Here is a 12,698-nt window from a genome sequence, read left to right as displayed (position 1 = left end):
TGTGCCGAATACGACAGACGACCAGCAATCCGGTGACCCGAACTATGTCGTCGGGCTCGATCTGGCCGGCCGCCGCGTCGTCGTCGTGGGTGGCGGCTCGGTAGCCCAGCGCCGGCTCGGACTGCTCATCGCGAGCGGGGCCGAGATCGAGGTGATCAGCCGGACCGTCACCCCCGCGGTGGAGGGTATGGCCACCTCCGGTCAACTGCGCATCACCCAGCGGGCCTACGCCGACGGTGATCTCGACGGCGCCTGGTACGCGATCGCCTGCACCGACGAGCCCGAGACCAATGCCGCCGTGGTCGAGGAGGCCACCCGCCGCCGCATCTTCTGCGTGCGCGCCGACAACGCTCGCCTCGGCACGGCCGTCACTCCCGCCAGCGCCCGCTACGACGGGCTGACCCTCGCGGTGCTGGCCAGTGGACGGCACCGCCGATCGGCCGCGGTGCGCACCGCCCTGCTGGAGGCGCTGCAATCGGGTGTGGTCACCGACGACTCCGAACCCGTGGCGCCCGGTGTCGCGCTGGTCGGCGGCGGGCCGGGTGACCCCGATCTGATCACCGTGCGGGGCCGCCGCCTGCTCGCCCGCGCCGATCTGGTCGTCGCCGACCGGCTGGCGCCGCCGGAACTGCTCGCCGAACTCGGACCGCATGTGGAGGTCGTCGACGCGGCGAAGATCCCGTACGGCCGCGCGATGGCGCAGGAGGCGATCAATACCGCCCTCATCGAGGGTGCCAAGGCCGGTAAATTCGTGGTCCGGCTCAAGGGCGGCGATCCGTATGTCTTCGGCCGCGGCTACGAGGAACTCGAGGCGTGCGTGGACGCCGGAGTACCGGTGACCGTGGTTCCCGGCGTCACCTCCGCGATCTCGGTGCCCGCGCTGGCCGGTATTCCGGTGACCCACCGCGGCGTCACCCACGAATTCGTGGTGGTGAGCGGGCACATCCCGCCCGATCACCCGGATTCGCTGGTGGACTGGCCCGCGCTGGCGCGGCTGCGCGGCACCCTCGTCCTGCTGATGGGAGTGGAACGCGTCGAGAAGTTCGCCGCCGCGCTGGTCGACGGTGGTCGCGCCGCCGATACGCCCGTCACCGTCGTGCAGGAAGGCAGTTTGCGCACCCAGCGGATCGTGCGCGCGGATCTGTCCACGGTCGCCGAACGGGTGCGCGCCGAGGGCATCCGGCCCCCGGCGATCATCGTCATCGGCCCGACCGCCGGTTTCACCGCGGGCGCGCCGGATGTCGACGAGCAGGCCGGTTAGGGCCGCGGTGCGTGCCCGGAACGGGGGTACAGCCGGGTCGAGTGTCGCGTGGACAGCGCGAGTACGCATTAGGCTGGCCGGTGCCGATATCCGTTACAGTGAGTCACTGTGCTCGATAACCCCGCTGCGACGATGCAATATCCGGTGACGAAGCGGGCCTTCGGGTTGCCGATCCTGGTCCTGTCCGGCCTGCAGTTGATGGTCGTGCTGGACGGCACGGTCGTGATCCTGGCGCTGCCCGCCCTGCAACGTCATCTGGGCCTGACCAGTTCGGGCAGTGCGTGGACCGTGACCGCCTACGGTCTCACCTACGGCGGGCTGATGCTGCTGGGCGGGCGCCTCGGCGACTCGTTCGGGCGCAAAAAGATGCTGCTGCTGGGTGTTTCGTTCTTCACCCTGGCCTCACTGCTGTGCGGGCTGGCGCAGAACGAGGCCATGTTGATCGGCGCGCGGGCCCTGCAGGGCACCGGCGCCGCCATCGCCGCACCCGTGGCGATGGCGCTGGTGGTCAGCACCTTCGCACCCGGACCGCCGCGCAACCAGGCGATCGCCATCTTCGGTTCGATGATGGGTGTCGGCTCGGTCGGCGGACTCGTCGTCGGTGGCGCTCTGGCCGAATGGAATTGGCGGCTGATCTTCCTGATCAACGTTCCGATCGGGCTCCTGATCATCCTCGGCGCGGCCTTCCAGCTGCACGATTCGGCGCACCACCGGCTGCCGCTGGACGTGCGTGGCGCCTTCCTCGGCACCTTCGGCTGCGTCGGGGTGGTGTTCGGTGCGACCGAAGGCCCCGATCTCGGCTGGACCAGCCCGTACGTCATCGGCGCGCTGATCGCCGGACTGCTACTGCTGGTGGCGTTCGTGCTGGCCGAACGGTCCGCGGTCAATCCGCTGCTGCCGCTCACCCTCTTTCGCGATCGGGACCGCTCGATCACGTTCATCGCGCTGCTGCTGGGCTCCGGCGTTCTCGGTGCGATGACCTACTTCGTCGCGCAGTTCCTGCAGAACGTCGTCGGCTACAGCCCGCTCGTCGCGGGTTTGGCCTCGATTCCGTTCACGATCGGCGCCGGCATCGGCACCGGCGTGGCATCCAAGGCCGCGCTGATGATCCGGCCGCGCTGGTTGCTCGCGGGTGCCGCTGCCGTCCTGGCGGCGGCGCTGTTCTTCGGCTCCACCCTGGACCGCTCCGTCGAATATCTGCCGACCCTGCTGGTGTTGCTGGCGGTGGTCGGTATGGCGATCGGTTTCGTGATCGTGGTCGGGCCGCTGTGCCTGCTGGTGGGCGTGCCGGTGAACGAGGTGGGCCCGCTGTCGGCGATCGGCCAGATGATCCTCACCCTCGGCACCCCTTTCGCGGTCGGCCTGCTGACCCCGCTGGCGGCCTCGCGCACGCTCTCGCTCGGCGGCCGCACCGACCGGACGTCGAATCTGACACCCACCGAGGTCGCGGCGCTGTCCAGCGGTTACACGTTCGTCTTGCTCATCTGCGCGATCGGCGCCGTGATCATCGGACTGCTGGTGCTCACGCTGCGCTACACACCGCAGCAGCTCGCTCAGGCCCAGCACGCGCAGGAGGAAGCGCAGCAGGTGTAACGCCTGCGGCGATCGAGCGACTCAGCGGCGATCGAACAGTTCCAGCAGTTCGGTTCTGCCGAAGACGGTCGCCGATTCCCGAGCCGACGGGGTGCCGGCGTCCGGGTCGGCCCCGGCCGCCAGCAGGGCCTTCAGAATGTCGTCCTCACCCTTGAATACCGCTCCCGCGGCCGGTGTCTGGCCGCGGTCGTTGGCGCGATCGGGATCGGCGCCGCGTTCCAGCAGCGCGGTCACGGCCGCCTGATGACCGTGGTAGGCGGCCAGCATCAGCAGGGTGTCGCCGTTGTCGTTGGTCAGATTCACCGGAACGCCCGCGTCGATATACGCCGCGAGCGTCGCGGCCTCGCCCGTGCGGGCCAGCTCGAAGACCTTGGTCGCCAGTTCGACCAGGTCCGGATCCACGCCGTCGGTAGCCACGGGCCATTACTACCACGGCGGGGCGACGATCCGGGGAACCGGCGACCTGTCCGTCGAGCGGCGCTCGCTCAGTTGTAGTCGAGCGGCGCTCGCTCAGTTGTAGGAGCGTGCGACCCCGTCGAGCAGGTGTTCCAGGGTGTCGTAGGTCGGCGGGTCGACGACGTCGACCACATCCGGGGCGACCGGAATGTGGTGTTCGGCGGTCACCGCGGTGAACTGGGCCGGATCGGCGGTGCGGAAGCCGTGCTCGGCGGCCAGCCGCTGCAATTCCGGATCGGTGCTCAGCAACTGCCCGACCCGGTCGCCGGTGGCGGTCAGCGGGACCAGCGTGTGCCGGGACAGCACCGTCGGGGACGGGTACAGCATCACCGCGTCGGCGGGCAGCTTGCCGGCGACGGCGGCCTCCACGAACTGCGATTCGTATCCCCACACCATCGGCGTGGGACCCATGCCGGCGGCGAGATATTCGCCGAACGGTCCCGCGCTGGAGTTCTCGGTGTATCCCTGTTTGGTGAACAGGCGCGACACCTTCGAGAGGACGAAATTCTCGGCGGCCGGGCCCTGCACGATCGCGTCGTCGTTGGCGACATAGGCGGCCACCGCCAGATACATCGCCGCCGAATTGGAGGTCCGGGGGTCGGTGGTCGAGATCAACACGTTCTTGCGCACCGGATACGCGGTGTTGCCCTCCAGCTGATCCCACTGCGTGCCCTGCTGCGTGAGATCGAGATACCGCCGCATATCGAAGGCCGGCACCGGCCCCTGGCGGACGATGCCCGCGCGGGCGAGCAGATCCACGATCGGCCGGAAACTCGCGACCACCATCGGCGAGGAGAACGGCGTGTATTTCGCGGTGATCCCGCGTTCGCGCTGAATCCGCTCGGCGGCGAGGCTGCTCGACGGGAAGGCGAAGTCGTCACCGTCCAGCTTTACCGACGTCGCGATCTGCCGCGATCCGGCCGGGTCGACCTCCAGTCGGATTCCCTTGCGCGCCAGGGCGTCCACTACGCGCTGGTCGGTGAAGAAGCCCATCTTCTCCGATCCGACCACGCCGTGCGCGGTGGTCAGCGCGGGAGCCGGGGCCGGGGCGGCGCTGTCGCCGCCGCGGAAGCCGAAGGCCACCACCAGCGCGACGACCACGACGACCACCGCGGCGGCGACGGCCAGGATCCGAGGGTGTCGCAACGTGGTCACGAGGCTCGGTGCGGACGTACTCGCGGAGGCCGGGCTCGTCGCGGTCTCGTTATCCGGTTCCAGCGGAGCGTCACTCGCGGGCGATGTCGCCGCTACGGTCTCCGGCGTCGTCGGTTCGACGGGGGATTGGCCCGATGCGACCGCGCCGGTGGATGCCGCGGAAACCGCCGGCGATCCGAGGTGCTTCCGCTCGTCCGCCGTGGTCCCGGCCGGAGCGTCTGCGGCTGATTCGGGCACCGAAATATGTTGCGGTGCAGCACTTTCAGAGGCTTTGGTACCAGACTGGCCGGCGCTCGCGTCGCCGCTGTCGGCGGATCCGGTGCGGTCGGCGGGCGGGGCGGGCTCCGAGACGGCCGCGTCGGAGGGTGAGGGCTCGGTACCGGCTTCGGCCGAAGTGTCGCCGGTGTGCGTAGCGTCGCCGGAGTCCGGCGAATCCGCTTCGCCGGGTGCAGGTTTCGCAACGGCGGCCGCTTTCTCGCCGGCATCGTTCGCAGATGTCACATCGACATCGGTCGCGGATGCCTCGGCGGTATCGGCCGCAGGTTCCGCGACGGCGCCCGGCGCGTGATCGGCGGACTCGGGCGCGGCGTCGGCGGTGTCCTCCTCGATCGAGGGTGCCGAGACCCGTTCCGGAACAACCAGCGCGGCAGCGTATTCGAGCTCGTGCGAGGGATCCTCGCTCTTGGGCTGCGGTGGGGTGTGCTGCAATTCGCGGCGCACGATGCGTTCCACCAGAATCGGCACGAAATCGCGCACCGCGTGGCCGTCGAAGCGACGGCGCACCTGTCCGACCAATTCCTGTACCAATTCCGGGGAATGGCTGCTGCCGTAATGGCCGACCAGTCGATCGGTCAACTGACGCAGTGCCTTTTCTTCACGGTCGGTGGCGTCACCCACGCCGAACTCCTCGCCCAATCGCATCCCAACGGCAGCGGTCGGCCGGCCGCGCCGAAGTTACGATAGCGAGCCGGAATGCCCGTTCCGTGCGGCCGTGTTTCGGCCCCGATACCCTGAAATGTGCTGGTGGAGAGGTATTTTTCGGCGAGTGTTCCCGTGGTTGGGCAGGTCGCATTCGGCTCGAATTACGTCGGCGGTCACCGAGAATTCACTCACGTGAGGACCAGCAGTTCGCTCGACGACGCGATTTCCACACGCAGCCCGGCCTTTTCGGCTATCCGCGCCAGCGCCCGGATATCGCCGGGTTCGGCACGGGTCGACACCAGCGCTCGCGCCAGCAGCCCCTTGTGGTGTTTGTTGAAATGGCTCACCACGGTGCGGCTGCCGTCCGGGCGTTCGGTCAGGACGGTCGCGGTCACCGCCCCGGGTAACCGCCCCAACTGCTGATAGGTCCCCGAACGCAGGTCGACGACCAGCCGACCGGCCGTCGCTTCCCGCAAGGCCGGGGCCAGCACCGGTTTCCACAGCGAAGCCAGCGTCGGCAGGCCCGGCAGTTTCGAACCCCCCGAGAGCCGATAACCCGGAATCGCGTCACCGGCGCGAACGACCCCGAACAGTGCCGAACCGATCGCCAGCCGCTCCTCGGCGCGGGCGCGCTGCGTCTTGGTCAGTGAACCGGCGTCGAGTGCGTCGTAGAGCACTCCGGTGTAGCGCCGTAGCGCGGGTGCGGTCGCGGCGGTCCGCAGCGACGCGTTGCGGGTCAGCGCGGTCTGCAAACCCTCCGCGCCCGCGCCGGTCGCCTTCCCCAGCCCCAATGCCACCCGCGCCGCCTCCGGGTCCGCGGACAATTCGATCAGCTCGGTGATCAGCTTGTCCCGCACGGCGGTGAGCTGCGGTAACCACAGGGAATCCAGATCGAGCGGACCGAGAGTTCCGCCGTCGGACTTGGTTTCGGAAGGAGGCAGAATCACCAGCACGAGCCGATACGGTAATGCCCTGCAAGCATCCACGCAGCAGCGGCTAGTCTGTGCATCCGTGATCACCCGTCTCTCGCACCTGTTCCTGCGCACCCTGCGCGACGATCCCGCCGACGCCGAGGTGCCCAGCCACAAACTTCTGGTCCGCGCCGGATATGTGCGCCGGATCGCGCCGGGCGTCTATTCGTGGTTGCCGCTGGGTTTGAAGGTGCTGCGCAAGGTCGAGGACGTGGTGCGCCAGGAGATGGACGCGATCGGCGGCCAGGAGATTTCGCTGCCGGCGCTGCTGCCGCGCGAGCCGTACGAAACCACCAATCGCTGGACCGAATACGGCGACAGCCTTTTCCGCCTGCAGGACCGCAAGGGCGCCGACATGCTGCTCGGACCCACCCACGAGGAATTGTTCGCCCTGACGGTCAAGGGCGAATACAACTCCTACAAGGATCTGCCGGTCACGCTCTACCAGATTCAGACCAAGTACCGTGACGAGGAACGGCCGCGCGCCGGAATTCTGCGGGGGCGCGAATTCGTCATGAAGGACTCCTATTCCTTCGATCTCGACGAGGACGGCCTGAAGGCCAGCTACGCCGCCCACCGGCAGGCGTATCAGCGCATCTTCGCCCGGCTCGGGGTCGAATACGTGATCGTCGCCGCCACCTCCGGCGCGATGGGCGGCAGCGCCTCCGAGGAATTCCTGGCCAGCAGCCCGATCGGCGAGGACACCTACGTGACCTGCCGCGAATCGGGATACGCGGCCAATGTGGAGGCCGTGGTCACGCCCGCGCCGCCGGAGATCCCGATCGAGGGACAGCCGGCCGCCGTCGTCCACGACACCCCGGGCACACCGACCATCGCGTCGCTCGTCGACTGGGCCAACGACGCCGGTATCGCCGAACAGTTCGGCCGTCCGGTGACCGCCGCCGACACGTTGAAGAACGTCATGGTGAAGTTGCGCCACCCCGACGGCAAGTCCGAGATCGTCGGCATCGGCGTGCCCGGTGATCGCGAGGTCGACGCCAAGCGGCTCGGCGCGAGCCTCGAGCCCGCCGAGGTGGAGTTGCTCACCGACGAGGACTTCGCCGCCAACCCGTTCCTGGTGAAGGGGTACATCGGTCCGAAGGCGCTGCTGGACAACGGCGTTCGCTATCTGGTCGACCCGCGCGTGGTGACCGGCACGGCGTGGATCACCGGCGCCGACGCCTCCGGCAAGCATGTCGTCGGACTCGTCGCGGGCCGCGATTTCACCCCGGACGGCACGATCGAGGCCGCCGAGGTCCGCGACGGTGACCCCTCGCCCGACGGCCGCGGTGTGCTGCACTTGGCGCGCGGTATCGAGATCGCCCACATCTTCCAGCTCGGTTACAAGTACACCGATGCGTTCGAGGTGGACGTGCTCGGTGAGAACGGCAAACCGGTCCGGCTCGTCCAGGGTTCCTATGGGGTCGGCGTCTCCCGGATGGTCGCGGTGATCGCCGAGCAGATGCACGACGAGAAGGGCCTGCGCTGGCCGGCCGAGGTCGCCCCCTTCGATGTGCACGTCGTCATCGCCAACAAGGACGAGGCGGCCCGCGCCGGGGCCGAGGAGGTCGTCGCCGGTCTGGACGCCCGGGGCCTGGAGGTGCTGTTCGACGACCGCACCGCCTCGCCCGGCGTCAAGTTCAAGGATGCCGAATTGCTCGGCATGCCTTGGGTTCTCGTCATCGGCCGGGGCTGGGCAGACGGCAAGGTGGAACTGCGCAACCGCTTCAGCGGGGAATCCGAGGACATCGCGGCGGCCGCGGCCGTCGACACCGTGCTCGCGAAGATTCGCGGCTGATCGCCCGCGTGCACCCGGTCGGCCGGACCGGGTGCACCCGCGAGGTCCCAGCGATGCGCCCTACGGCAGCGGAAGGCAGGAGCTGCCGGTGTTCAGGCCGCTGCCTGCCACGTCGACGGTGACGTAGCTGCTCGATGTGTAACTTCCGGGCTTGAACTGCTGTGCCGTGATGTTCTGCCGCCCGGCGTATTTCGGCGTCCACGCCATGGTCACCGTGCCGTTCTCGGAGTGATGGACCGGCGTGCCCGCGATGGGTTCGCCGTTACCCGGGACCGCCCCGCCACTGTTGATGAACGTCACCGTGCCGCCGTCCGGTACCGGGGTGTCGACCGTCGCGGTCAGCGTGACCGGACATCCGGTGCGCAGCCCGTCCGCCCCGGCGTCGACACGCACGCCCGTGACGTCGGCCCCCGCGACGCTCACGGCGAGCAGCGATCCGAGCGCCCCCGCGGCCGCCGCCGCACCGATCCGTCGCATCCCCACGGCCATTCCCGTTCTCCCTTCGACGAATCGCGCGCCATCCGCCGCGTATCGGAGCACGCTACCGGTGTTTCGGGTCCAGGAGGGCGCGGATACCGGACGCGATAGCCGAGGGGCCGCCCCGGGGCTCAGGGCTGGCCCGGAAACGGTGTGGTCGCGGGATTCACGCCGAGGATCGACTGCCAGGTGGCCAGGCGGATGGCGCATTCGGTGAGGGCCTCGATGCCGATGCGACGGCGATCCGGAGTGGTGGAGTGTTCCACGACCGCACGCCACGCGACCGCGGTATCGGTTTCCACGGTGACGGCGAGTTTGGCCGCGGGGATGGGATCGTCGACCGGGAAGGGCGGGGTGTAGGCCGCGGCGGGCGCCGGGACGCTCGCCCCGGCCGCCTTCAGCGCGTCGGCGGTGGCATCGCGGCGGGCGCGGTGGGTCGCGGTGAATTCGGCGACGACCTTCGCCCGCTCCGGGGACGCGTAGGCCGCGATGAGGCCGTAGGCGTAGACCGCGGTGTATTCGGCGTTGAGCGCGTCGAGCAGCGCCTGCTGATCGGTACTCACGCCAGCACCACCGTCACGTGGGTGCCGCAGCAGGCGCTGATCGAGGCGAGCAGGCCGGCCCGGTATCCGGTCTGGGTCGCGGCCAGTTCGGCCGCGGAGTGCTGGGAGTCGGTGAGCCGGGCCCGCAGCGCGGCGACGGTCGGCGGCGGGGTGGGAGCGGGCGGTTCGGCGACGGGTGGGGTCGCGGATTTGGGTTTCGTGCCGTCGCCGTACACGCCTACCGCACGGTCGATTTCGGCGCGCAGCGCATCGGCGTGCTGGGCGCGCTGTGCGGCGACGACGGTGAGCGCGGCGGTGTGCTCCGGTGCGGCGGCGATCGCCGCCTTCGCCCACACGGCGTCGGTGCGCGCCGATTCCTCCTGCGACACGAGCACATCCGGTGCGGACGGCTTGTCGTCCGAACAGGCCGCGACCGCGCTCACGGCGACGAGCGCGACCACGCCGCCGCCGGCCGAGCGCAACAGCGAGCGACGGTCGAGGCGCGGGGGAACGGTCCGATCCGGCGGCACCGGAATCACATCGAGACGGCTGGGCACGCCTACATCGTGCCAGTGATCATCACCGGCCCCCGCGCCCAGCCCGCCGGCATGCCTCGTTCGCGTCCGTTCGCGCCGGGGCCGCCGTCCGTCCGCCCAGCTGAGCCCGGGTGCCGTCGTCGGTATACGTCACGGTCTCTCCCCCCGGCCCCGCCGAGACATACTCCCGTCCGCAACGGGCGTAGACCGTCGGACGGTTCGTTCGGCGAGCCCGAGGCGGTCCGGCGGACCGCGGACGCGCAGCAGAACCCGACCCGGGCCGACTCAACCGGGTTGGCTGGTCCTTTACACTCTTGCAGCGCGTTACGCTAGACCTCCGGCGGAACAATCCGCGGGACATGCGCGCCGACCATGTCGTACCAGGACCAATACCGCGTCACAACTGAACCAGGAGCCGCCCCATATGCCGATGCCGACCGAGGAAAGGGTGAGCCAGCTCGTTGCTGGGCTCGTCGAACGCCGAGGGCTCGACCTCGAGGGCGTGCACATCACGGCCGCGGGCGGGCCGCAGGCGCGGGTGACGGTGACCGTCGACGGCGACGAGACCGTCGATCTGGACGCGATCGCGGAATTGAGCTCCGAGATCTCCGCAGTGCTCGACGATGCCGCCGATCTGGGCGAGACCCCCTACCTGCTGGAAGTCACCACGCCGGGTGTCGACCGCCCGCTGACCGCCCCGCGCCACTGGCGACGGGCGCGCGGTCGCAAGGTGCGGGTGCGGATGCGGCCGGGTGCGCAGTCCCCCGAGGGCGCATCCGGCTTCGACGCCCGGGTCGGCGCGAGCACCGACACCGAGGTGGCCCTGGTGCTCGGCGGCAAACGCGCGCCCCACCGGGTGAGCGTGCCGCTGGCCGACATCGAGTCCGCGGTCGTCCAGGTGGAGTTCTCCCCACCCGGTGCGGCGGAGATGGAACTCGCCGGCGGCGTGGCCGCGGGCCGCCCGGAACCGGGCGCCGCCGATCAGACCGTCGATCCGGCCGCACCCGCCGCCCGGGAAGAACACTCAGTAGTTGCGCCGACCGAAGGGATCGTGGAATGAACATCGAAATCGAAGCCCTGCGTGCGATCGTCGCCGATAAGGGAATCTCGATGGAGACAGTGCTCTCCGCGATCGAGTCGGCTCTGCTGACCGCCTATCGGCACACCGAGGGCCACGAGCCCAACGCACGCATCGACATCAATCAGAAGACCGGCGTGGTGCGCGTGATGGCCACCGAGACCGACGCCGACGGCAACGTCGTCTCCGAATGGGACGACACTCCCGAAGGCTTCGGCCGCATCGCCGCCACCACCGCGCGCCAAGTGGTGCTGCAACGGCTGCGCGACGCCGAGAACGAGAAATCCTTCGGTGAGTTCTCGACGCACGAGGGCGATATCGTCGGCGGCGTCGTCCAGCGCGACGCCCGGATGAACGCCCGCGGCACGGTCGTGGTGCGCATCGGCAGCGAGGCCAACGGCGCCGAAGGGCTGATCCCGCCGGCCGAGCAGGTCCCCGGCGAGACCTACGAGCACGGCGACCGCATCAAGTGCTACGTCTACGGCGTTTCCCGCGGCGCGCGCGGCCCGCAGATCACGCTGTCGCGCACGCACCCGAATCTGGTGCGCCGGCTGTTCGCGCTCGAGGTTCCCGAGATCGCCGACGGGTCGGTGGAGATCGTCGCCGTGGCCCGCGAGGCCGGCCACCGCTCCAAGATCGCGGTGCGCTCCACGGTGCCCGGCGTGAACGCCAAGGGCGCGTGTATCGGCCCCATGGGGCAGCGCGTGCGCAACGTGATGAGCGAGCTGGCGGGCGAGAAGATCGACATCATCGACTGGGCCGAGGATCCGGCCGCCTTCGTCGGGAATGCGCTGAGCCCGTCGAAGGTTGTCTCGGTCACGATCGTCGATCCGGAGGCCCGTGCCGCCCGGGTCGTGGTCCCCGATTTCCAGCTGTCGCTGGCGATCGGCAAGGAAGGTCAGAACGCCCGGTTGGCCGCGCGATTGACCGGTTGGCGCATCGATATTCGCTCCGACGCCGCTCCCGACGTGGCCGGATCGCCGCGACCGCACGCCCAGCAGGGGTAGGCCGCGCCGGGACGGCAGCGCGAGTGCGGAAGTCAACCAGGGGCTGGATGCGGAGATCGGGACATGGCAGCGGTACAGTGGACACAGGCTCAGCGCGAGTCTTCGGTATCCGCACTTTCCGCCCAGGTCGGTGCTCGGGTGAGAACCCGGACTCCCGGCCCGGTCCGGACCTGTGTCGGATGCCGGAAACGCGAGCTGGCCGCCGATCTGTTGCGGGTCGTGGCGCAATCGCCCGGCAGCGCTCCCGACAGGGACGCCGTCGTCGCGATCGTTCCCGATCCGCGGCGCAGACTTCCCGGGAGGGGTGCCTGGTTGCACCCCGTTTCGGCTTGTCTGAGCATGGCAGAGCGGCGCCGAGCGTTCGGCAGAGCGCTACGAGTGTCCGGAAAACTGGATATCTCAGCCCTGGAGCACTACGTCGAGAACAGGCACGAGCACTCATGAGCACACCGTGAAGTACCAACGATGAACGGCCATCGAAGATAACCCGAGGTCGTGCGGGCGTCCTGACCCCTGAACGGGGAGCAAGAGACTGTCGCGCTCGACCTCTCAGTGAGGAGAGCAGTGGCAGGCAAGGCCCGCGTGCACGAGTTGGCTAAAGAACTCGGTGTCACGAGCAAAGAACTACTCGCAACGCTCAAGGAGCAGGGCGAGTTCGTGAAGTCGGCATCGTCGACGGTGGAGGCACCCGTCGCGCGTCGGCTCCGGGAGTCGTTCGCGGCGAAGTCCGCCCCGTCCAACGGCTCCGCGAAATCCTCCGCGAAACCCGGTCCCGCCCAGGCACGTCCGGCCGCCAAGCCGGCCGCCGGCGCGACCCCGGGTCCGCGTCCCGGCCCGCGTCCGGCTCCGGCTCCGGCTGCGGCCCAGGCCGATTCGGCCCCCGCGGCCGAAACCCCCGCGGCG

Annotated in this window: 13 protein-coding genes; 7 read left to right on the top strand and 6 right to left on the bottom strand. The window is 69.5% G+C overall.

From position 1 onward, the window contains the following. Position 1 precedes the first annotated feature (1 nt). Entirely contained in the window at positions 2 to 1,261 is a 1,260-nt protein-coding gene (gene cobA / locus ON23_RS18005) for a uroporphyrinogen-III C-methyltransferase (RefSeq protein ID WP_039779588.1), read from the top strand. 132 nt (positions 1,262 to 1,393) lie between these two features. Continuing rightward, complete coding sequence (locus ON23_RS18000) at positions 1,394 to 2,854, top strand: MFS transporter (protein ID WP_039779587.1); 1,461 nt, start codon at positions 1,394 to 1,396, stop codon at positions 2,852 to 2,854. Positions 2,855 to 2,875: 21 nt separating this feature from the next. On the opposite strand, the gene ON23_RS17995 is transcribed toward ON23_RS18000, so the two are convergent. From ON23_RS17995 to yaaA, 3 genes are all read right to left on the bottom strand, one after another. Further along, on the bottom strand, positions 2,876 to 3,271 hold the full coding sequence (locus ON23_RS17995; RefSeq protein ID WP_039779586.1) for an ankyrin repeat domain-containing protein: 396 nt from the start codon (positions 3,269 to 3,271) through the stop codon (positions 2,876 to 2,878). A gap of 93 nt (positions 3,272 to 3,364) precedes the next feature. Continuing rightward, positions 3,365 to 5,362, bottom strand: coding sequence for a three-helix bundle dimerization domain-containing protein (locus ON23_RS38815; RefSeq protein ID WP_210743702.1), 1,998 nt, complete (start codon positions 5,360 to 5,362; stop codon positions 3,365 to 3,367). A 212-nt stretch (positions 5,363 to 5,574) separates the two neighbouring features. Further along, a complete protein-coding gene (gene yaaA, locus ON23_RS17985; RefSeq protein ID WP_039779585.1) occupies positions 5,575 to 6,339 on the bottom strand; it encodes a peroxide stress protein YaaA in 765 nt (254 codons plus the stop codon). Positions 6,340 to 6,397: 58 nt separating this feature from the next. Between yaaA and ON23_RS17980 the strand changes: the two genes are divergently transcribed. Beyond that, positions 6,398 to 8,155, top strand: coding sequence for a proline--tRNA ligase (locus ON23_RS17980; RefSeq protein ID WP_039779584.1), 1,758 nt, complete (start codon positions 6,398 to 6,400; stop codon positions 8,153 to 8,155). A 60-nt stretch (positions 8,156 to 8,215) separates the two neighbouring features. On the opposite strand, the gene ON23_RS17975 is transcribed toward ON23_RS17980, so the two are convergent. The 3 genes from ON23_RS17975 to ON23_RS17965 form a co-directional block, all read right to left on the bottom strand. After that, positions 8,216 to 8,644, bottom strand: a complete 429-nt coding sequence (locus ON23_RS17975; RefSeq protein ID WP_039779583.1) for a hypothetical protein — start codon at positions 8,642 to 8,644, stop codon at positions 8,216 to 8,218. Between the two features lie 119 nt (positions 8,645 to 8,763). Further along, complete coding sequence (locus ON23_RS17970) at positions 8,764 to 9,195, bottom strand: ferritin-like domain-containing protein (protein WP_039779582.1); 432 nt, start codon at positions 9,193 to 9,195, stop codon at positions 8,764 to 8,766. Next, positions 9,192 to 9,731, bottom strand: a complete 540-nt coding sequence (locus ON23_RS17965; protein WP_245555993.1) for a hypothetical protein — start codon at positions 9,729 to 9,731, stop codon at positions 9,192 to 9,194. Before ON23_RS17965 ends, ON23_RS17970 begins: the two co-directional genes overlap by 4 nt. A gap of 403 nt (positions 9,732 to 10,134) precedes the next feature. Here ON23_RS17965 and rimP point away from each other — a divergent pair, with 403 nt between their 5' ends. The 4 genes from rimP to ON23_RS39295 all read left to right on the top strand — a co-directional run. Then, entirely contained in the window at positions 10,135 to 10,770 is a 636-nt protein-coding gene (gene rimP / locus ON23_RS17960) for a ribosome maturation factor RimP (RefSeq protein ID WP_039779581.1), read from the top strand. Further along, positions 10,767 to 11,795 carry a transcription termination factor NusA gene (nusA, locus tag ON23_RS17955; RefSeq protein ID WP_039779580.1) on the top strand — a complete coding sequence of 343 codons (1,029 nt, stop codon included), beginning with the start codon at positions 10,767 to 10,769 and terminating at the stop codon, positions 11,793 to 11,795. The genes rimP and nusA overlap by 4 nt, the downstream gene beginning before the upstream one ends. A gap of 63 nt (positions 11,796 to 11,858) precedes the next feature. Continuing rightward, the gene (locus ON23_RS36925) at positions 11,859 to 12,239 is read left to right on the top strand and encodes a YlxR family protein (RefSeq protein ID WP_081879203.1); all 381 of its coding nucleotides are present in this window, start codon (positions 11,859 to 11,861) and stop codon (positions 12,237 to 12,239) included. Positions 12,240 to 12,359: 120 nt separating this feature from the next. Next, positions 12,360 to 12,698: translation initiation factor IF-2 N-terminal domain-containing protein (locus ON23_RS39295; RefSeq protein WP_039779578.1), on the top strand; the 339-nt coding region annotated here is incomplete at its 3' end.

Origin of the sequence: Nocardia cerradoensis NBRC 101014, assembly GCF_000308535.1 — a bacterium.
GTDB lineage: Bacteria > Actinomycetota > Actinomycetes > Mycobacteriales > Mycobacteriaceae > Nocardia > Nocardia cerradoensis.
The sequence above is the reverse complement of the archived record's forward strand: the minus strand, read 5'-3'. Positions and strand labels throughout refer to the sequence as shown.